The following is a 21,732-nucleotide window of genomic DNA, read 5'->3' on the forward strand; positions in this document are numbered from 1 at the left end:
AGATAAGCACTACCATACGAACCATCAATTGTAGGTTCTTTGACTCATCGCTAACATTTATCACATTTAAATATGAGACTTTAAGGTCACTTTGAAATGCGGAGATGAACCATGGAATTTACAGAGCTAGACCGAAATGCGCTCTACGACATTTGGATGTCGCAAAAAGCAAAAATGCACCTTACCCAAATGGAGATGGCAAAACGTCTAGGTTTAAGTCTACATGAGTTCTCTTCGTTGTTACGCGGTAACGCACCGTTGACTTTGGGCTTTGTTAAGCAGTTATGTGAGCAATTGCACGTTCGTCCCGGACAAGTTATCCCATCAATGACCGAACGCGATGTATCGGGTTCTGGTTCGGTTTACTTACAAAACAGAGTGACCGTAGACGGCGACATTCGTAACGTTTTTATTGAAGGCAACCAAGTGGTGATTGAATACGAACATCACGTCCGCTAATTCAAATTTCAAAAAAAAGCGAGCTCATTGAGCTCGCTTTTTTGTTAGGGGGAGAGTCGGCAAGGTCTATGGAATCTTCACCAAAGAATCACGCGACAGATCGGCGATAGTTTTTGCGCCAGTGAGTGTCATCGCTACGCGCATCTCTTTGTCATACAAATCAAGCAAGTTTTCAACACCCGCACCGCCTTGTGCCGCTAGAGCGTAAACAAAAGAGCGACCAAGCAATGTACAGTCAGCACCAAGCGCCAACATACGAACGACATCCAGACCAGTGCGGATACCGGAGTCGACGAAAATCTTTAGGTCACCTTTTACTGCATCTGCGATGCTAGGCAGAGCTTTCGCTGTCGAAAGGACACCGTCAAGTTGACGCCCACCGTGGTTGGATACAACGATACCGTCTGCACCGAAGCGAACTGCGTCTTTTGCATCTTCTTCGTCTAGGATGCCTTTGATGACCATTGGTCCGTCCCAAAAGTCACGAATCCACTCTAGATCTTTCCAAGAAATCGAAGGATCAAAGTTTGCACCGAGCCAGCCAATGTAATCTTCCAGCTTCGTTGGTTCGCCACGGTAAGTAGAAATGTTCCCTAAGTCGTGAGGTTTACCTAATACACCGACATCCAGTGCCCAGCTTGGATGGCGCATGGCTTGGAATACTCGGCGCATCGCTGCATTTGGACCACTCATACCAGAGTGCATGTCACGGTAACGAGCACCTGGAACTGGCATATCTACGGTGAAAACCAGTGTCGTTACACCTGCCGCTTTCGCGCGCTCAAGTACGTTCTTCATAAAGCCTCGGTCTTTTAGAACATACAGTTGGAACCACATTGGGCGTTCGATCGCAGGTGCGACTTCTTCAATAGGACAAACGGATACCGTTGACATGGTGAAAGGAATGCCTTTCTTTTCTGCGGCTTTCGCGGCTTGTACTTCGCCACGTCTTGCGTACATACCAGTAAGACCAACAGGAGCAAGTGCGATTGGCATAGCAAGTTTCTCACCGAAGATCTCCGTCTCTAGGCTTAGATCGCTCATGTCACGCAGAACACGTTGTCGCAACGCAACATCACCTAAATCATCGGTGTTGCGTTTCAGCGTGCGCTCGTCGTATGAACCACCATCAATGTAATGGAAAAGAAATGGAGGCAGCTTGGCTTTAGCAGCAGCGCGGTAATCTGTAGAAGCAGAGATAATCATAATAGTGTGTCCTGGCTGTTATTCTAAGATTGCGTCCTGAGTCAATGAGCACCTGCTCTGTCAGTGTTCCACTGACTGCCATCCTTTCGGCAGTCGACGTCAGAATAGAGTATAGATAAGTGATTGAGCTGTGGTGGATTCCATACACTGAACAATCAATTATCTGCACTGAAAAAGACTGGTACACCGGTCGGGGGATTGATGCAGCAAGCCACACCAAAAGTGTCGGGGTAGTAGTGCAGACCGATGTACCAGAGAAAGAGCAGGGCGGGGGAAGCCCTGCATTTATTATTAATTCATTAAAGCGTCGGTGATTTGGAAACCGTAAATTAGAATCAGACCGATGATGCCAGTTACCACGAGGTAGTAGAACGTTGGAATTACCGTCTTACGTAGCGTTGCACCTTCGCGTCCTAACAGGCCAACGGTTGCGGATGCAGCAACCACGTTGTGGATAGCAATCATGTTACCCGCAGCTGCGCCTACCGCTTGTAGAGCCACGACAATGGCACTTGAGATGGTCAGTGTCTGTGCTACTTCGAACTGGAATTGGCTGAACATCATGTTCGACACTGTGTTAGAGCCGGCGATGAATGCACCAAGGGCACCAACGGTAGCACTCAACGCCGGGAATGCTGAGCCAACTAGGTCTGCTGCGAAGTTTGCCGTGGTTACTGGCATACTTGCGAGATCTGCACCGTTGACACCTGAGTTAATGAAGATGCGAACCATAGGAATGGTGAACACAAGAACAAAACCTGCACCAATTAACGTCTTACTCGATTCGCCAAACGCTTTACCCAATGATTTCGCACCACCACCTTGTAGAAGAACCGCAAGCAATGCTACGAAGACTAGGATGCCACCAGGAAGGTATAGAGGTTGAATCGCTGTGCTGATGCCTGTCTCGCCAAGAATATTACCAAACGAAAGGCTTACGCTCTTAAGTAGACCTTTGAACTCAGGGCTAACACGGCTTGCAACAAGGATAATCGCTAGTAGTACGTATGGAGCCCATGCTTTGGTCAGACTCATTGGTTTGCCTGGGTTGTCATCCAGATTGATCTTTAGAGAGCCGAGCCATTCTGCTGGCCATTTATCTTCGCTTTCGAAATCCCATTTTGTTTTTGGAACAAGGAAGCCTTTCTTCGCCGCGGTAACCACAATGGCTAGACCCACTAGACCACCAATGAGTGATGGGAACTCTGCACCCAAGAACACGCCTGTAAGTGCGTAAGGAACGGTGAAAGCAACACCAGCAAATAGTGCAAATGGCAGAATGTCTAGACCTTCGCTCCAGCTCTTGTTTTTACCGAAGAAGCGAGTCAGCATCATTGCCATTAGTACAGGAATTAGCGTGCCAACGGTCGCGTGAATCATTGCCACACTTGCGGTGATTTGTTGCAGGTAGGCATCCCACGTTGAACCGTGTGCGACAAGTGCTTCACCAATGTTGTGTGTATCTAGACCTTTATTCACACCCACGATGATTGGTGTACCAACTGCGCCAAATGATACTGGTGTTGATTGGATCATCATGCCCATCAGGACCGCTGCAAGAGCAGGGAAACCAATCGCAACCAATAGTGGTGCTGCGATAGCTGCAGGTGTACCGAACCCCGATGCACCCTCAATGAATGAACCAAAACACCAAGCGATGATGATGGCTTGCACTCGACGGTCTGCCGAAATATCAGTAAATCCATTGCGGATAGTCGTGATCGCTCCGGTATGTTTTAAAGTGTTGAGCAAGAAGATGGCACCGAACACGATCCATAGAACAGAGACAGTAATTCCTAACCCTTGGAATACAGAGGCCAGTACGCGAGTAGCTGACATATCCCAAAACATTAGGGCGATAGCGACGGTTAGACCGAACGCAACAGGCATAGCTTTTTTAGCAGGCCAGTTGAGACCAACCAATAATATGGCGGCGACAACAATTGGCGAAAACGCCACAAGGGCAAGTAGGGTTTCACTCATTGGTACATCCTCGTACGCTGACTTCTCGAACGGCTTTATGCTGTAGAGATGATTTTTGTTGTAATGGTTTTGTTAATTTGGCGTGAATTTACCCCTTTATTTTTTATAGATATAGGGAAATAATGAAATTAATTTATTCCAAAAGTGACATAATCGATGCGTGCAGACGACCTAATCCTATTCTCTCAGGTAGTAGAAATGGGCAGCTTTAGTAAGGTGGCTGAAGAAAATAACCTTACAAATTCGGTAGTTAGTAAAAGAATTGCTCGATTGGAAGAAGAAATTGGCGCTCAGCTATTATATCGAACAACGCGTAAATTGACCCTGACCGAAGCGGGAAAGGTTTTGTTACATAGTGCTAAAAATGTGAAGCAAGCCACTCAGGAGGCTATGGATGCAGTTTCAGGCTTTGGTGAGAATGTCAGTGGTCATATTAAAATGTCGGTGCCGACTATCTCCGGTGATTTGATTCTAGCGGATGCAGTTGCAGAGTTTTGTAATATGCATCCTGGTTTAACAGTGGATATGTCGCTTGATAACCGCTTTGTCGACTTGGTTGCTGGTGGTTTTGACTTGGTAATTCGTACCGGCTACTTGGAAGATTCCAGTCTGATTGCGAGGCATATTCTGGACTCTCAATGGGTAGTATGCGCTTCTCCTTCTTACATTGCTAAACATGGTAAACCGATCGAACCGATCGATCTGACGACGCACAACTGCTTGCAATACGCTTATCAAACCACGGGGGCAACGGATTGGCAGTTCAAAGGCAAAGATGGCGATTACATCGTTAGAGTCTCTGGATGTTTCTCGACAGATAACGCTACCGCATTACGAAAAGCAGCTTTGGGTGGGCACGGCATTGCCTACGTACCGCGTTGCTTGGTTTATCATGACATTCGTAGTGGAGAGTTGGTGGATATCTTCCCAGAATTGGTTGGTAAAAAGCTAGGTATCTACGCGGTTTACCCTTTTACTCGTCAACCGCCTAACAAAGTGAAGCTTTTAATAGAACACATTCGAGAGCGATATCTCACTATCTCACATTACTTTTAGTCGGTTCATAAATATAAGAAATGTTTCAATCTATTGGTTGAAATTCTGTACCTGAACCCTAAGGTAGGTATTGAGAATAAATCTCAATAAAATAATAAAACTAAACACTTAACTTCAAATGGAGTAACACGGACGTTATGCATTACCCAAAAACTCGTAAAGATTCTGTCGTCGACACTTATTTTGGTCACTACATCGCAGACCCATATCGTTGGCTGGAAGACGATTTGAGCCAAGAAACCGCAGAGTGGGTTTCAGGACAAAACTCAATCACCTTCGATTACTTAGGTCAGATTCCTTTCCGTCAGCAAATTCGTGAACTAGTGGCGAACAGTCAGAACTATGAAAAGTATTCTCAACCTTTTGTTCATGGCGACTATACCTACTTCTATAAAAATGACGGTTTGCAGAACCAGAGCGTTTTATACCGCCGTAAAGAGGATGAAGAAGCGGAAATCTTTCTCGATCCAAACACGTTTTCAGAGGAAGGAACGACATCGCTTGGGGAAGTGAAGTTCTCTAATGACGACACTCTTGTCGCCTATTCAATTTCTGAGGGTGGTAGTGATTGGCGTAAGATCTTTGTCATTGACGTCGAAACGAAAGAGCAACTTGAGCCTGAAATCGTAGATGCTAAGTTCACTACGATTTCTTGGCTTGGCAACAAAGGCTTTTATTATGCAAGTTATGACAAACCAAAAGGCAGTGAGCTTTCAGCGCGCACTGAGCAGCACAAGCTTTACTACCATGAGCTAGGCACATCACAATCTGAAGACAAAGTGATCTTTGGTGCATTGGAGTCACAAAAGCACCGTTATGTAGGGGGAGTGACAACCAAAGATGATCGTTTCTTGATTATCACTGGTGCGGAATCGACATCAGGAAACAGACTGTTTTATGTCGATCTTACTTCAGAAGAGCAAGCAGTGAGTACGCTTCAAGATACTGTCGAAGGTGACACTTATCTTATCGATAACCAAGATGACACATTGATCTTTTACACCAATTTGGATGCGCCAAACGGCAAGGTGGTTGGCTACAACACTCAATCTCAACAATGGACAGAGATCATAGCCGAGCAGGAACAACCACTGGATATCAGCAAAGGTGGTGGTTATTTGTTTGCCACTTACATGGTTGATGTTCTCTCCAAGGTTCAGCAGTTTACTTATCAGGGGGAGTTGGTACGCGAAGTCACTCTACCCGATCAAGGCACCGTATATGGCTTACAAGGCAAAGCAGAAGACAAGACGCTTTATTATACTTTTACTAACTACGTGACCCCTCCAACCATCTTCTCTTTTGATGTAGAAAGTGGTGGTTCAGCGCTTTACCAAGAATCAAAAGCGCCGTTTGACCGTCAAGAATACGAATCTCAACAAGTGTTCTATACCTCGAAAGATGGCACGCAAGTACCGATGATCATCTCTTACAAAAAAGGCACCAAACTCGATGGTAGCGCACCAACCATGCTGTATGGCTACGGTGGTTTTAATATCAGTTTGACGCCGATGTTCTCGGGAAATGTTGCGAACTGGCTAGAACTGGGCGGCATCTACGCGGTGGCAAACATGCGTGGTGGCGGTGAGTATGGCAAAGCTTGGCACAATGCAGGTACTCAACAACAAAAGCAAAATGTGTTTGATGACTTTATTGCCGCAGCGGAATATTTGATTGAGAAGAACTACACCAGTTCAGAGCGTCTTGCGATTCGTGGGGGCTCAAATGGCGGCTTGTTAGTTGGTGCGTGTATGACTCAACGTCCAGAGCTGTTTAAAGTCGCGATTCCTGCGGTTGGTGTATTGGATATGCTTCGCTACCACACCTTTACGTCTGGTGAAGGCTGGAAGTACGACTACGGCACGTCAGAGCAAACTGAGGCTATGTTCAAGTATCTACTCGGTTATTCACCCGTACACAACGTGAAAGAGGGCGAGTCGTACCCTGCGACGCTTGTCACGACCGCAGACCACGATGACCGTGTGGTACCTGCACACTCATACAAATTCATCGCAGAGTTGCAAGACAAGCATCAGGGAGACAATCCAGTATTGATTCGTATTGATGTTAACGCAGGACATGGCGCGGGTATGCCTTTGAGTAAACAAATCGATCTGACCACGGATGTTTACGCGTTTGCGTTACATAACATGGGCATTACAGCACTCGATATTTAAAGGCTAACGACCTGACGCTAAGTTGTTTTCCTTGGCGTCAGAGGCTAGCAGCCAGTCAGGTGCGAGATACCATCTGAAACACAATAAAAAATGCCGCGAAATCATTCGCGGCATTTTTCATGGTTGGGGGAACTCAATTTGATAGTTAGGGTGACTAAGCCTAACTTTGAACCAACCAGTCTCGGCGGCCAAACCGAATGGCAGCTATACCATTTTCGTAGTTATGGCGAAAATTTCACCATACTTTAATCCTAGTGTATGAATATGAAACTGTGATTAATCTAAGCAGCATCATGTTGATTTTCATTGTTTTCAAGATCAAATGAGGCATCAATCAGCTTTCTAGTGTAATCACTTTTCGGGTTATGGAAGATCTCTTCCGCAGTCCCTTGCTCCATTACCTCACCCTTTTGCATGACCAATACACGATCAGAGAGTGCTTTAACGACAGAAAGGTCATGGCTGATAAAGAGGTAGCCAATATTGTGCTTTTTCTGCAGATCTTTTAGCAAATCAATGACGGTTAACTGAACAGAGCGGTCGAGAGCTGAGGTTGGCTCATCAAGCAAAATGAAAGAAGGCTCAAGAATCAACGCGCGCGCAATCGCAATACGTTGACGCTGACCGCCAGAAAACTCGTGTGGGTAACGGTTAATAGATGCTGGATCTAGACGCACTTCACGCAGCACATCACGCGCCTTTTGCATTCGTTCCGCTTTGTTCATTTGAGGTTGATGAACGGTTAGTCCTTCAGTAATGATTTCGCCAACGGTCATACGAGGCGAAAGCGAACCGTATGGGTCTTGGAAAACCATTTGCACGTCTTTCTTCAGCGCAAAGCGTTCTTTGTCCGTCAGAAGCGCTAGGTCTTGCCCTTTGAACTGAATTTTACCCGTTGACGGCAGTAAGCCAATCAATGCACGACCAAGGGTCGATTTGCCGGAGCCTGACTCGCCAACGATGCCTAGGGTCTCTCCTTGTTTTAACGCTAAGGAGATGCCTTTCACGGCTTCAAAGTATTCATTTTTACTCGCAATGAAGTGAGGTTTAACAAGAAACTTAACGCGGATGTCATCGGCTTTTAGCAGTTCAGTCGCATCTTCTTCAATTGGGTCTTTGCTGCCTTTTGGAATCGAATTAATCAACATCTTAGTGTAATCATGTTGCGGGTCTGAGAAGAGCGCTTCAGTGATGCCCTCTTCGACGACTTCACCTTTACACATGACTAATACTCGGTCTGCAAAGTGCTTCACAACGCCTAAGTCATGAGTGATAAATAGGATCGCCATGCCCATCTTGGATTGAATCTCTTTAATCAGATAAAGCACTTCTGCTTGGACGGTGACATCGAGCGCAGTGGTTGGCTCATCAGCAATCAGGATATCTGGTTCGTTGATCAATGCCATGGCAATCATGATGCGTTGCAACTGGCCGCCTGAAAATTCGTGCGGGTACTTATCATAAGCTTGTTGAGGATTTGGTAGATGCACCAAATCGAACAGTTCAAGTACTTTTGCTTTGGCTTGTTTTTTACTTACAGGACGATGACACATAATGGCTTCAGCCACTTGAATACCAACGCGCATGTAAGGGTTGAGTGAAGTCATCGGCTCTTGGAAGATCATGCCAATACGATCGCCGCGGATACTCTGCATCTGACGTTCGGTTTTATCCAGTATGGACTCGCCTTCGAAGAAGATAGAAGAATCTGAGTGCAAAATGGCATTGTCTGGCAGCAGTTTCATCAACGCATTGGTTGATACTGATTTTCCTGAGCCGGATTCGCCTACGATAGACAGTGTTTCACCAGCTTTGAGATCAAAGCTCACCTTCTTTACTGCATCGACGATACCATCGTTTGTCGTAAAACTGACAGATAGGTTACTCACCGAAAGAATGGTTTGTGTGGACATCACGTTTCCTTGTGTATCGAGTTGTTATTACTTTTATGCTGTCGCCTTGCAGTGGCAAATTCCTATGCCTTATCGCTCAAATGATCAATTATCTTGAACGATCAATTATATAGCTGAGTCGCTCCGGTTTCTGCAGAACTCATGGTTTGTAAATACAAGAACTGCTCATGAGCACGAGTGACATGATCGAGTTCTATCATCCACTCTGCATTTCTCTGAGCAGAGCAAAACGCTGCCATATGAGCCAACAAATCTTCACTGTGTTTGCTGAGCATCTGGCTCACTCGACCAATTAAATCGTGGCTTTCTAGCTGTAAAAACTGGAGTAGCGCATAAGATTGATTAAGAGCCGAGAACGCTTCTTGCTGCATTCCTAGTTTGTTTAGGATTTCAGATTGCGCCACGCTGGCATCGCGTAAACCACTCACTAAACATACGAACTGGCATGGCTTAGTTTGTTCATTTTCAAGAGCGGAGTGAATGTGATTTGGCAAATGGTTGAGCACATCTTCGTACAGACGATGGGCTTCAGGCCAGTGACCTTGCTCCATCAATTGCTCTGCTTTCAAGTAGCGCATCCAGCATTGCTCAATATTCATCTTCGTCTCCACAAAATTCGATTTGGATAGATATTAAATGAAATTAATTATCAATTGCAAGTGCGACTTATTAGCATTTTAAACTTAGAACAGCTGCTCGTAAAATGTGCAAACGAACCGGGGTGGAAGATAAATCACTTAAATTTAAACAAATAATCTCTACACTGAGGTAAAGACAATAAGAAAAGGAGGCAAGTATGGCAGTACAAAGATTGGAAGCTAAACAGCTGTATTCTGTAGCTGAGTTAGAGAATATGCCATGTAAGTCGACCAAGGAATTACCTCCGATTGACGAAATTGTTGGACAAGAGCGCGCACAAAAAGCGGTTGAGTTTGCTATGTCAATCAAGGAGAAAGGGTACAACATCTACGCCATAGGTCAGAATGGTCTAGGTAAGCGCACGATGATCCTGCGCTATTTAAACCGTCATCAACATGATGCTGCGGCACTGTTTGATTGGTGTTACGTTGCGAACTTTGAAGATACGCGTATACCGAAAGTGCTTAAGCTGCCTTGTGGCATTGGTAATAAGCTGAAAGTGGATATTGAAAAGCTGATGGGCAAATTGCTTAACGCATTGCCACTCGCCTTCGATAACGAGATGTACTATAGCCGTGCCGATCGCCTAAAAAACCAATTGGCGAATAAGCAGCAATCAGAGTTAGACAGTATCAGTAAAGAAGCCAAAGAGAAGGGCATTAGTCTAACGATTACGGCACAAGGCGATTACCAATTTGTGGCGATGAACGGTGAAGATCTGCACACCGAAGAATCTTTTGATGAGCTAAGTAAGAAAGAACAAGAGTATTTCGGCAGCAGCATTGATGAATTGGAAATCAGCCTGCGCAACATGGTTCGCGAGTTGACCGAGTGGGAAGACACGTTCAGTGAGAAGATCAAAAAGCTCAACGATGACGTGACTCTGGATGTGATCACCCATTTCATTAAGCAATTGAAATTGGATTATGCAGAGTACCCAGAAATCAAAACGTACCTGACCGATCTGCAAAAAGACATTGTTGAAAATGCAGAGATCTTCTTGGAGCAGAGCGGAGAGCAAGGTGAGATTGCAACAGCATCTTTAGATAAGAAGCTCCCACGCCGCTACAAAGTAAACGTGTTGGTGAGTCGCAAAGATTGTGAATTCCCTATTGTGGTGGAAGAAAACCCAAACTATCACTCACTTTTTGGCTCAATTGAAACGGCGACGTTCAAAGGTACCGTGTTCACGGACTTTTCTTTGATTCGAGCTGGTAGCTTACACAAAGCGAACGGTGGTGTGCTGCTGATGGATGCACAAAAGGTGCTTGAGCAACCTTATGTGTGGGATGGGTTGAAGCGCGCATTGCGTTCTCGTCAATTGAGCTTCACTTCGCTAGAGAAAGAGGTGACGTTGACTGGGGCGGTTTCGCTCGATCCTGAACCGATTCCATTGGATATCAAGATCATCTTGTTTGGTGATTACCGCACTTACCAATTGCTACAGCACTACGATCCAGAATTTGGTGAACTATTCCGTGTTACGGCTGATTTCGAAGATGAGATGAAGCGTACACCGGATTCAGAACTACAATATGCACGCTTTATTTCAAGCGTGGTGAATGACAATAATATGCTGCATTGCGATAAGAAAGCCATCGCACGCATCATTGAATACAGCTCTCGTTTGTCTGGTGACCAGACGAAGATTTCACTGCACTCTGCCAACATTGCAAACCTATTACGTGAGTCTAACTACGTGGCTCGCCAAGCGAACTCCAATATGATTCGTATCGGGCACGTAGAAGAGGCGCTGAGTAATCAGGAAATGCGAGTGAGTCGTTTGCAAGACAGCGTGATGGAAACCTTTGTCAACGGCACGACTTTGATCCATACCGAAGGTTCTGCGGTAGGGCAGGTAAATGCATTGTCAGTGCTGAGCACCAGCGATCACATGTTCGGTGCACCTAACCGAATTACAGCGACCACTTGTTACGGTGATGGCGACGTGATTGATATCGAGCGAAGCGTTGATCTTGGCGGCAGCATTCACTCGAAAGGTGTGATGATTCTGTCGGCTTATCTATCGTCTGTATTTGGTAAGACGGCACGTGTTCCACTGACAACCACGATTACTTTCGAGCAATCATATGGTGGCGTTGACGGTGACAGTGCGAGTATGGCGGAGTTCTGTGCGGTAGTATCGGCATTCTCGAAGCAGCCAAACCGTCAGGACATTGCTATCACAGGTTCGATGAACCAATTTGGTGAAGCACAGCCTATCGGTGGGGTAAATGAGAAGATCGAAGGTTTCTACGATGTGTGCGAAATTAAAGGTCGTCACGATGGACAAGGGGTGATTATTCCGCGCTCAAACGTACATAACCTGATGCTTCGTTCTGACATTGTTAAAGCGGTAGAGAAAGGGGACTTTCATATCTGGGCAATCGACCATGTTACTGAGGCTGTTGAGCTGTTCACTGGCAAAGCGGCGGGCGAAGCAACAGATGAAGGCACATACCCAATCGATACTATTTTTGGTTTGGCACAAGCTAAGCTCAATGCGTTGAGAAAATAGGCGCTTATTAACATAAAAATTGATAGAAAAGCGTACAAATTTTCATAACTTGTCATAACGACAATATCCCGTCGCACTTGACGGGATATTGTCGATAAAGTTATGAAATTGATGGCTTTTCGTTCTGGACAAAAGTGTGATCTACCTCTAGTATTTGCCTCCTTGTTTATTCGTCTGGGAATAATCCCATCGCAAGGAAGCCAACACTCAAATACCTGAGGTTACTCATGCAGCTATCACTGAAAAACTTGTCGGTACGTACGCAAGTTTTGGTTCCAGTTTTATTCACCGCGATCACTCTGTTTATTACATTGTGGATCACTCAAAACAACCTAGAAGCAGAGCAAGAATTGGTTGCTTCTAACTCCGATTCTCTTGTGTTCTATAAAGACACATTAGCGAAAATCGATGACCAAGTTTACCCATTGCGCATAAGCGCGGTTTACGCGATCTACGATGCTTCTCGTCGTGATGCATTCCTTGCTGATCTAAAGTCAGGCGCGAAAGCGATTGATATCGATCTTGATCTTGTTGATGAGCGCGGCACGTTCAGTAAAGAAGCGCAAAAAGTACGTCAAAGCATCGATGCATACATTGATTACTCAACACGTGCTGTAGAGTTCTTCAACCGTCATGATCGTGGTCTGGTTTCTGATAGCGAATACACAAACTTCATCTCAGGTTACCGCCGTGTTGGTAACGAAATGGTGGCAACCATCAACGCACTATCTCAACGTGTGAATGAGATTGCGACTGAGGCAACTGCAGCAAGCGCTCGTGAGCATACTCGCGTACAAAACAACGCAATGATCTCTGTGATTGCGGTATTTGCGTTCTCTTTGCTGGGTGCTTGGTTCCTATCTGGCATGATTGTTACGCCAATCCAAAAACTGCAAGAAGTGATGCGTAAGCTAGCAGGTGGTGACCTGTCAGTGCGTGCAGACATTGATGGTGACAACGAAATTTCTCAGCTAAGCAAAGACGTAAACCAAACAGCGAAACAGCTTCACGATACGGTTGATCAATTGATGCGCATCAGTGAAGAAGTGGCGTCTGCTTCAACAGAACTTGCAGCGGTAATGACGCAAGCTGAAGCGAATGCACAACAAGAATTGGCTGAAATCGAGCAAGTTGCATCAGCGGTTAACGAGCTAGCAAGCACAGCAAACAATGTGAGTGATAACGCGACATCTGCAGACGCGACTGCGCGTGAAGCTGATGGGCTAGCACAGTCTGGCTTGTCGATCTTCCAAGAGAGCGCTCAAGCAAGCGAGCAGATGTCTCAAGCACTGAACGATGCAGCACAAGTGGTATTGCGCCTAAAAGAGCAGTCTGTTCAAATCAACGATGTGATTGAAGTGATTCGTGGCGTATCTGAGCAAACTAACCTTCTCGCACTGAACGCAGCGATCGAAGCTGCACGTGCTGGTGAATCTGGTCGTGGTTTTGCTGTCGTAGCAGACGAAGTTCGTATGCTGGCAGCGCGCACTCAAGACTCAACGCAAGAAATCTCATCAATTATTGAAGAGCTTCAAGCGCAGTCTGGTCTTGCAAACGACAGCATGCAGGTGAGCCTAGAAATGCTTAACCGTAATAACGAGCTGACACAACAAGCGAACGATGCGTTGATTGGCATTACAGAGTCTGTTGCAAACATTAACGATTCAAACACGCAAGTGGCGACAGCCGCAGAAGAGCAATCTCAAGTAACTCAAGACATCAACCGTAACGTGGTTAACATGTCTGAACTGGTAAACCAAAACGTAGCAGGCATCAGCCAAAGCGCGAGCGCAAGTACAGAGCTTTCTCACCTTGCTGAGAAACAGAAAGAGCAATTGAGCTTCTTTAAACTATAAGCAATCCGCGCCAATCGATATTACGAGAATCCCTAAGCGAAGGCTTGGGGATTTTTTTATCCATAATTCCAGCATTTTATTGAGCTTGCTTATCAATACGATAAACATAATTTGTTGGCTGAAAGTTACTGATATCTATAACATTCCCGCCCATTTTACAAAACTTGACGTGCCCCCACGTCTTTTATTTTTTTATTGGTTCGGAAATGCAGAAATTATTAAAAAACCTGTCAGTCAGAATGCAGGTACTTTTGCCAGTTTTGGCAACGGCGTTAGCAGTGGTTATTGCTCTGTGGTTCACACGTAATGAGCTACAAGTAGAGTTAAAACGCAGTACGGAGAATAGCGAGTCTGTCATTCTGTACAAAGACCTATTGTCAGAAATCGACAACTTGGTTTATCCCCTTCGAATTAACGGCATTTACGCCATGTACATCCCTGAGCGTCGCACAAATTACATCAATGAGCTCAACAACATCGCAAAAGAGATAGACAATAAGGTAAGTCAAATTGGTGCGAACCCAACTTACCATTCGCAAACTAACGATGTGCGTGAGAAAGTAAGCGCATATATCGAGCAAGCTCATCGAGTGATTGATGCTGTGACAAAATACGATCAAGGTTTACTCAGCGCAGATCAGCGTGAGGAGATGATCACTCAATACCGCCGTGCAGGTAACGACATGGTGACAGTAATGAATGCGTTGTCTAAGCGTGTTAATGAAGTTGCTGCAGAAAGCATGGCAGAAAGTGAACGTCAAAACCTACGTGTACAAGACAATGCGACGTTCACGGTTCTGTCAGTGTTTGCCCTAACGCTTATCGGTGCATGGTTACTGTCTGGCAAGATTGTGACACCAATCATCAATCTACAAGGTGTGATGCGTCAGCTTGCCCAGGGTAATCTGAACGTGCGTGCGGAAGCGGATGGTGAAAACGAAATGGCGAAACTAAGCCAAGATGTAAACCTAACCGCAGAACAATTGCGTAGCACCGTAGATCAATTGATGCGTATCAGTGAAGAGGTTGCTTCGGCGTCAACCGAACTTGCTGCTGTGATGACTCAAGCAGAAGCTAACGCGCAACAAGAGTTGATCGAGATTGAACAAGTCGCGTCGGCAGTCAATGAATTGGCAAGTACCGCAGACAATGTAAGCAGTAATGCAACAGCAGCAGACTCCACGGCACGTGAAGCTGATGGCTTGGCGAAGTCGGGCTTGTCCATTTTCAAAGAGAGTACACACGCTAGTGAACAGATGTCAGAAGCACTGAACGACGCAGCTCAGGTGGTTCAGCGTCTTCAAACTCAGTCTGAGCAAATCAGCAACGTGGTTGAGGTGATTCGCGGTGTATCAGAACAAACGAATTTGTTAGCGCTGAATGCTGCGATTGAAGCCGCTCGTGCAGGTGAATCCGGACGTGGTTTTGCGGTCGTAGCGGATGAGGTTCGTATGCTGGCTGCTCGCACTCAGAAATCAACACAAGAGATCCAATCCATCATTGAAGAACTGCAAGCGCAATCGGGTTTGGCGAATGACAGCATGCAAGTGAGCTTAGATATGTTGTCTCGCAACAACGAGTTGGCTCATCAAGCGAACCAAGCGTTGGTGGGAATTACAGAGTCTGTTGCAGACATCAACGACTCAAATACACAAGTTGCAACGGCGGCAGAACAACAATCTCAGGTGACTCAAGACATCAACCGTAATGTGGTCAATATGTCTGAACTGGTCAACCAGAACGTTGCTGGTATTAGCCAAAGTGCAAGTGCAAGCTGCGAGCTGTCTAAATTGGCGGAAAAGCAAAAAGAGCAATTAAGCTTCTTCAAATTGTAATTTGAGCAGAAAAGCAAAAGGCACCGACTATCGGTGCCTTTTTGTTTTGGGTGCTGAGGAGGGTTATCCCTTCAGCTTCAGTTTCGTGCCATCAAATTTAAGATGGCTCAATAGGTTCTTTGCATTTGCTTTGCCGAAGTCATCAAACTCCATGCCATATCGCGCATAATGTGTGGATTTCTGTAAGTTGCAGATTCGCCCTTTGAGTGGTGCGAGCATACGCCCATTCCCGGGCATCGCGATATCCAACGTGACAAGATCACCAACTTGAAGTGTTCGGCTCATCGGTGAAGTCACAAAGCGACAACCGCTTTTTGATAGATCTCGAATTTCGCACTCTGCACGGAATTGTTCAAACTGGAGTCGAGAGCGTAAGTTCACTTCATATCGCACTTCTTTTCTCAATTGGTAGACCTGCATGGTATTTGGCAAGCCTAAAACTAAGAGTGGATATGGGTCTCCAAGGCGATGTTGAAGTTGTGCTCGAAAAGGAATAACAGCGCCTTCACCACGGTGTGAATAAGCTTTCACGTTAATCCAAAATCCCTCTTGAAAATAAAACTTTAAATCGTCATCGGAGATATTTGGGATCTCAATTAGCGCGGTATTGTTGGAATGACAGCCCATAAAGGTGCTGGTGGTGATGAACTTAGTCCCCACGGGCGTCGTAACATTCAATGTCACTTCACTACCGTGCTCCACCATTGCCATTGCATCAGTGCTGTTTAATGTTGTTGCCTGACGTTCAGGTGCATTTTTGCTTGGCTGAGACGAACGATTGTCCCTTGCACTCGTCATCATATTTCTCATTATTATTGTCGTACCTAATGTGAGAAGACGTTTCGCGCTATGTTATGGTAATACTAAATTACTAGACTATTGCGTGGATATCATTCTATGCAGTCGCATAGCGAGTTTCAATAAAGCACAAGTGAAAAGTGGGGCACGGATAATGCAGAAAGTGACACAAGACACAACAAGCCAAATTTTTTGGGTCGATTTGGAGGAAAACCACAAAGCGAAAGTGGTTTATAAGCTCGATGGGCAAGAGATGCATATCATTTCAACGCTTATTCCTGAAGAAGTAAGAGGGAAGGGGTATGGCAAAGTGATGATGGAAGCTGTTTTACCAGAGATCGAAGCGCAAGGTTATCGCATTGTACCCGTTTGCCCATACGTGATTAAATACATGGCAACGCACCCTGAATGGGCACATTTACTCGCATAATGGAGCCAATGAATAATCCGCTTTATCAGAACATCGGTGACGAGCTAGCGCTTGGCACTTTAGAGCACATCGATGTGATTCAATCTTTATGGGGCGGTTATGGGGAGTTAGTTCGACTGACTTTTCCAGACCGTTCCGTTATCGTAAAACACGTCAAATTACCAAGACCGTCACAACATCCGAGAGGGTGGAATACAGACCGCTCGCATCAACGTAAACTGCATTCTTATCAAGTTGAAGTGAGTTGGTATCAGCACTTCAGCCAGCCTGTTGATGCACGTTGTCGAATTCCACAAGGATTGAAGTGCTTTCAGAATGAAACAGAGTGGTTGATTGTGATGGAAGATCTGGCTCTGGCGGGTTATCCAAACGTCGTCAAAGACGCGACCAAAGGTCAGTTAAAAGCTTGCTTGACGTGGTTAGCCAACTTTCATGCGCGCCATATTGGGGTTCGCCATGATGAACTTTGGCAAACCGGAACCTACTGGCATTTGCAAACGCGACCGGATGAATTGGTTGCGTTACAAGATAATAGGCTCAAGCAACGCGCGGAGAGCATTGACCAAACGTTGCGTCAGGCTCGGTTTCAAACCTTAGTGCATGGTGATGCCAAGCTGGCAAACTTTTGCTTTAACGAACAAGGCTCAGCGGCGGCAGCGGTAGATTTCCAGTACGTGGGGCATGGCTGTGCGATGAAAGATGTTGCGTTGTTTATGAGCAGTGCAATCGAGCCGAGTCAGTGTACTGAGATGGAGTCTTGGGTGTTAGATAACTATTTTTCTGCGTTAACGAATGCGCTGAATCACTACCAGCCCGACCTTGATAGCAAAGTTGTCGAGCAAGAATGGCGACCATTGTTCGCACTTGCTTGGGCTGATTTTCAACGATTTGTGAAAGGATGGAGCCCAGAGCACTGGAAAATTAATCCCTATACGGAATCACTCACCAAACGCGCCCTCGATGAGCTCGATTTAGGTTCTCACCAGTAAATAAAAACTCCCAGGAAATTGCTGCGTTATACCCAAGCACCTTTAGGTTACTTGGGTATTGGTGCTTTGGGAGGTTTATCGTTAGTGTTGGTTAGTTTTTCGGTTTTTTGATGCGAGCCATACTGTAAGTATTTATAAACTCACCATCACGAAAAGATGCATCGACAAACTCGCCTTCTATCTCGAAGCCATGTTTTTTGTACAAGCCAATGGCTGCCTCATTGTCTGAGTTTACTTCAATATGTATGCGTCTTACATTCAACCAATTATCCGCCAACTCGGTGACCGTGCTGATCAATGCGCTGCCAACCCCTAAACCGTGGTACTTATCATGAACACCAATACCAAATGATGCGGTATGTGATGTTCTTGGACGCTGTGAGTGATGAAAGCCTATATTTCCGACTACTTTGCCATCGATCTCTGCGACATAGCTATACACACCTGCTGGTATCTTCGATAACCGTTCGACCCACATAGCGACAGATGGCTTAGGGAGTTGCAGGGTTTCACGTTGTGCTTTTGGTTGTGAATAAATTTCGACTAGCGCAGCAGCGTCTTCAACAGTGGTTGGACGAACGATAATTTCCATGCTTCTCTCCTTTGTAGTTTTTTGGAATTAACTTCAATCTAACGAGAGAATTCTATTTTGAATAGCATTTTTTGAACTTTATAGGCTAAATCGCTTTTAATTTAGTGGGTTATCGAGTGCTTATTTCAATTTTTTTATAGTGAATTATCATTGAAAACACCAATGAGAGTGATTTTGTGTTGAATTTTTATACTAAATAACTTCACCTTTATGGGGAATAATGGTGAAGTTGCATACCCAAGTAACCTTGAGATGCTTGGTTCCGCGAGAATGACTTGGTTTGTAGATGCTGCGGCGATTTAAAGGTCTAGTGGGTCTAAATCAAGAATCAACAACAAATATATAAGCCAAGGTCCTTACTATTTGCAAAGAGTACCCTTAGGGAGGGGGTCATTGACTCGATCTCTGCTTCAAACAACTTGGAAAGAGCTCGCCGTTCCAAGTTGTTTTCCTTGACCTCGAATTAATGACAACGCTCTGAGTCCAGCATCTTGAAGTTGCTTGGGTATATTGATCGAAATAAAGCCATTTCACCAAAATGTGAACTGGGTATCTGCAACGAGTTGATTTTAATCAAGACAGGTTGGAGTTACCTCTTATGGGGTATGGGGAGACCGCCTTTTTAACGCTATTTATGCTTAACTTATTTAAGAGCAATTAGAGCGTAGTTGAGGAATATAATAATGAAATCCTCTCAATCAAAAGTCTCGCAAAGTCGGCGACGATTCCTGCGTGACACCGCACGCACTGCGGCTGGTGTTGGTGCTGCGGCTTGTGTTCTTGGCTTGCAGTCAATGCAAAGCCAAGCGCGAGAAACTAAAGGCGTACCGATTCGACCTCCTGGCGCGTTACCTGAAGGTGAATTTGAATCGGCTTGCATCCGTTGCGGGTTGTGCGTTCAAGCATGCCCTTACGACACGTTAAAGCTTGCTAGTTTACTGTCTCCTGTCGCAACAGGTTCTCCTTACTTCACTGCGCGTGATATTCCATGCGAAATGTGCGAAGACATCCCTTGCGTCGTCGCTTGCCCAAGCGGGGCTTTAGACCATGATTTAACGGACATTGACGATGCAAGAATGGGAACGGCTGTGCTTATTGACCATGAAACCTGCCTCAACTGGCAAGGTTTACGCTGTGATGTTTGCTACCGCGTATGCCCGCTGATTGATGAAGCGATAACGCTAGAAAACATCCGAAATGATCGAACGGGTTATCACGCTAAATTGATTCCAACGGTTAATTCTGATGTGTGCACTGGTTGTGGTAAGTGTGAGCAAGCATGTGTGCTAGATGTTGCGGCGATTAAAGTTGTTCCAACAGATTTAGCCAAGGGCAAAGTTGGTAGTCACTACAATTTTGGCTGGCAAGAAATCGACAAGCCGCTCGAAAACGTATTGCCTGAAGAAACACCTGTGCCTAGTGGTGCTCTAGAGTCGCTTAAAGGAGGTCAGTGATGGCCAAGAATTTAGCGCAAGATGCTGGCAAAGAAGCTGTCGAGAAGCTTGGCTGGTGGCAAGCGCATCGTTTTCTTATTGTTCGCCGATTGTGCCAATTGACGATCATTGCTCTGTTTATGGCCGGTCCCACATGGGGCATTCTGCAAGGTAACTTATCTTCGAGTATGTTGCTTAATACAGTGCCGTTAAGCGATCCTCTGATTGTTCTCCAATCGCTGGCGACAGGCCATATCCCAGAGTTTAATGCTCTGCTAGGGGTTGTGATTGTCTTAGTTTTTTACGCGATTCTTGCCCCGAGAGCGTTTTGTGCTTGGGTGTGCCCTTTGAACATTGTCACAGACTTTGCGGCGTGGTTGCGCAGAAAGCTTAACCTTAAAGCGAGCTACCGTTGGTCGCCGAACATCCGTTATTGGTTGATCCCTGCTCTAATGCTTGGCAGTGCGATATCAGGTTCTGTGCTTTGGACATGGTTGAACCCCGTCGCCGCCCTTCATCGAGGCTTAGTCTTTGGCATGGGTGCTGGATGGGTATTGATACTACTTGTGTTTGTGCTGGATTTACTCTTGGTTGAGCATGGTTGGTGTGGTCACTTGTGCCCTCTGGGAGCAACGTATGGCGTAATTGGTAGTAAGAGTTTGTTGCGAGTGACGGCTGTTCGTCGAGAAGATTGTACCAAATGCATGGACTGTTTTTATGTATGTCCTGAACCAGATATTTTGCGCCAACCCCTCAAAGAAGGTGACCGACGAGTCATGGATCAAACTTGTATGAGTTGCGGTCGATGCTTAGACGTGTGCCCTGAAAAAGTGTTTGAATTCCAAAACCGACTCAAGGTGAAGAACATTGATTAGTGGTCCAGTTAAGCTGACGCTAGGAAAGATGGACCACTAAAAGAAGTGAAATCACTCTGGATTCTGGAGTGATTTCAGACGTGTTTTTTCAATATTGATGATACCAGGATTACCGACACGCACCGTTTGCAACAGATGCTTAATCCACATTGGTAGCGATGGTGAGAGACGATAATGAATCCAAAGCCCATGGCGTGTGTCTTTTAAAAACGTGGTATCACGCAGTAATGCCAAGTGGCGAGATACCTTTGGTTGGCTCTCATTTAGTGCGTTTTTAAGATCAGTCACCGTCAGATCTTGCTCATCTTCCAGCAACATCAAAATTTTCAGACGCAAGGGATCGCTCATCAGTTTGAAGAAACTGCTTGGGTCCACATGACTGGTGTTTTCTTCGCTATTTAACAACAAAAACAAGCTAATACGTTCGACCAACTCTATTGCCGTATTCTGGAATGGTTGAATACCATCAAGCGGTTTTGGGTCGGTAAGATTCCAGTGCAGTTGGTCGATATCTTGTTCGAAGATGACACATTCGTCTTTTGCGTTATCGCACAGTGTGATAACGAAGTCGTAGTGATTGTCTTCGACTTCTGCGTAATCTTTTGAGCGTAAACCTTTGCCACTCATTCCATGGCTTTGTAATACCTCAAATACTCTTTCATCGACCTCACTAGGATGAAGACCTGCGCTGTCCGCATGAAACAACTCCCCCGCCATGTGATTGAAAATTGCCTCGGCAAGTTGCGAGCGCGCGGAGTTACCTGTGCAAAGGAACAAAACTTGTTTTTTCATCATATCAAATTAGGAATTGCAGAGACTTACGTCAAAATGAACGTTGATTGGCACAGTATAACCCTGCCGGTGTGTAACAAGAAGCACGTATCTTTCCTTTATCTCATCACCTATCTCTTCATCACGATGTTGCGGTTCAATGTTGGTGTCTAGAAATACGGAATAATTTTGTAAAATATAC

The 21,732-nt window shown here is 45.5% G+C and carries 17 protein-coding genes; 10 read left to right on the forward strand and 7 right to left on the reverse strand.

Annotation, left to right across the window (positions count from 1 at the left end; all coding sequences use genetic code 11):
* Positions 1-111: 111 nt before the first annotated feature.
* The gene (locus AACR11_RS00855; RefSeq protein ID WP_005452917.1) at positions 112-459 is read left to right on the forward strand and encodes a helix-turn-helix domain-containing protein; all 348 of its coding nucleotides are present in this window, start codon (positions 112-114) and stop codon (positions 457-459) included.
* Between the two features lie 66 nt (positions 460-525).
* On the opposite strand, the gene lldD is transcribed toward AACR11_RS00855, so the two are convergent.
* Positions 526-1,665 carry an FMN-dependent L-lactate dehydrogenase LldD gene (gene lldD, locus AACR11_RS00860; RefSeq protein WP_005452916.1) on the reverse strand — a complete coding sequence of 380 codons (1,140 nt, stop codon included), beginning with the start codon at positions 1,663-1,665 and terminating at the stop codon, positions 526-528.
* Between the two features lie 291 nt (positions 1,666-1,956).
* Positions 1,957-3,648 (reverse strand): L-lactate permease, encoded by a 1,692-nt coding sequence (locus tag AACR11_RS00865; RefSeq protein WP_005452915.1) that lies wholly within the window; start codon positions 3,646-3,648, stop codon positions 1,957-1,959.
* A gap of 156 nt (positions 3,649-3,804) precedes the next feature.
* Here AACR11_RS00865 and AACR11_RS00870 point away from each other — a divergent pair, with 156 nt between their 5' ends.
* The gene (locus AACR11_RS00870) at positions 3,805-4,704 is read left to right on the forward strand and encodes a LysR family transcriptional regulator (RefSeq protein WP_005452914.1); all 900 of its coding nucleotides are present in this window, start codon (positions 3,805-3,807) and stop codon (positions 4,702-4,704) included.
* A 137-nt stretch (positions 4,705-4,841) separates the two neighbouring features.
* The gene (locus AACR11_RS00875) at positions 4,842-6,881 is read left to right on the forward strand and encodes a prolyl oligopeptidase family serine peptidase (protein ID WP_029788239.1); all 2,040 of its coding nucleotides are present in this window, start codon (positions 4,842-4,844) and stop codon (positions 6,879-6,881) included.
* A gap of 281 nt (positions 6,882-7,162) precedes the next feature.
* Here the strand turns inward: AACR11_RS00875 and AACR11_RS00880 are convergent, their stop codons facing one another.
* Both AACR11_RS00880 and AACR11_RS00885 read right to left on the reverse strand, forming a co-directional pair.
* Positions 7,163-8,794, reverse strand: a complete 1,632-nt coding sequence (locus AACR11_RS00880; protein ID WP_029788238.1) for an ABC transporter ATP-binding protein — start codon at positions 8,792-8,794, stop codon at positions 7,163-7,165.
* A 101-nt stretch (positions 8,795-8,895) separates the two neighbouring features.
* Entirely contained in the window at positions 8,896-9,393 is a 498-nt protein-coding gene (locus tag AACR11_RS00885; protein WP_005452911.1) for a hypothetical protein, read from the reverse strand.
* 197 nt (positions 9,394-9,590) lie between these two features.
* Here AACR11_RS00885 and AACR11_RS00890 point away from each other — a divergent pair, with 197 nt between their 5' ends.
* From AACR11_RS00890 to AACR11_RS00900, 3 genes are all read left to right on the forward strand, one after another.
* On the forward strand, positions 9,591-11,951 hold the full coding sequence (locus AACR11_RS00890) for a Lon protease family protein (protein WP_005452910.1): 2,361 nt from the start codon (positions 9,591-9,593) through the stop codon (positions 11,949-11,951).
* A 227-nt stretch (positions 11,952-12,178) separates the two neighbouring features.
* The gene (locus AACR11_RS00895; RefSeq protein ID WP_005452908.1) at positions 12,179-13,807 is read left to right on the forward strand and encodes a methyl-accepting chemotaxis protein; all 1,629 of its coding nucleotides are present in this window, start codon (positions 12,179-12,181) and stop codon (positions 13,805-13,807) included.
* 206 nt (positions 13,808-14,013) lie between these two features.
* Positions 14,014-15,642, forward strand: coding sequence for a methyl-accepting chemotaxis protein (locus AACR11_RS00900; protein ID WP_029788236.1), 1,629 nt, complete (start codon positions 14,014-14,016; stop codon positions 15,640-15,642).
* A 63-nt stretch (positions 15,643-15,705) separates the two neighbouring features.
* Here AACR11_RS00900 and AACR11_RS00905 read toward each other — a convergent pair whose 3' ends face one another.
* On the reverse strand, positions 15,706-16,452 hold the full coding sequence (locus AACR11_RS00905) for a flagellar brake protein (protein WP_017189597.1): 747 nt from the start codon (positions 16,450-16,452) through the stop codon (positions 15,706-15,708).
* A gap of 142 nt (positions 16,453-16,594) precedes the next feature.
* On the opposite strand from AACR11_RS00905, the gene AACR11_RS00910 reads away from it, so the two are divergent.
* On the forward strand, positions 16,595-16,870 hold the full coding sequence (locus AACR11_RS00910) for a GNAT family N-acetyltransferase (protein ID WP_009701951.1): 276 nt from the start codon (positions 16,595-16,597) through the stop codon (positions 16,868-16,870).
* Positions 16,870-17,859, forward strand: coding sequence for a phosphotransferase (locus AACR11_RS00915; protein ID WP_029788235.1), 990 nt, complete (start codon positions 16,870-16,872; stop codon positions 17,857-17,859). The genes AACR11_RS00910 and AACR11_RS00915 overlap by 1 nt, the downstream gene beginning before the upstream one ends.
* A gap of 91 nt (positions 17,860-17,950) precedes the next feature.
* Here AACR11_RS00915 and AACR11_RS00920 read toward each other — a convergent pair whose 3' ends face one another.
* Positions 17,951-18,451 carry a GNAT family N-acetyltransferase gene (locus AACR11_RS00920; RefSeq protein WP_005452898.1) on the reverse strand — a complete coding sequence of 167 codons (501 nt, stop codon included), beginning with the start codon at positions 18,449-18,451 and terminating at the stop codon, positions 17,951-17,953.
* Between the two features lie 683 nt (positions 18,452-19,134).
* Here AACR11_RS00920 and napG point away from each other — a divergent pair.
* Together napG and napH are read left to right on the forward strand one after the other, a co-directional pair.
* Positions 19,135-19,905 (forward strand): ferredoxin-type protein NapG, encoded by a 771-nt coding sequence (gene napG, locus AACR11_RS00925; protein WP_005452896.1) that lies wholly within the window; start codon positions 19,135-19,137, stop codon positions 19,903-19,905.
* Positions 19,905-20,759, forward strand: coding sequence for a quinol dehydrogenase ferredoxin subunit NapH (gene napH / locus AACR11_RS00930; RefSeq protein ID WP_079325460.1), 855 nt, complete (start codon positions 19,905-19,907; stop codon positions 20,757-20,759). Before napG ends, napH begins: the two co-directional genes overlap by 1 nt.
* A gap of 51 nt (positions 20,760-20,810) precedes the next feature.
* Here the strand turns inward: napH and AACR11_RS00935 are convergent, their stop codons facing one another.
* Positions 20,811-21,554, reverse strand: a complete 744-nt coding sequence (locus AACR11_RS00935; protein WP_029788231.1) for a metalloregulator ArsR/SmtB family transcription factor — start codon at positions 21,552-21,554, stop codon at positions 20,811-20,813.
* Between the last annotated feature and the right edge of the window lie 178 nt (positions 21,555-21,732).

This window comes from Vibrio sp. L85, assembly GCF_963871815.1.
Taxonomy (GTDB): domain Bacteria; phylum Pseudomonadota; class Gammaproteobacteria; order Enterobacterales; family Vibrionaceae; genus Vibrio; species Vibrio harveyi.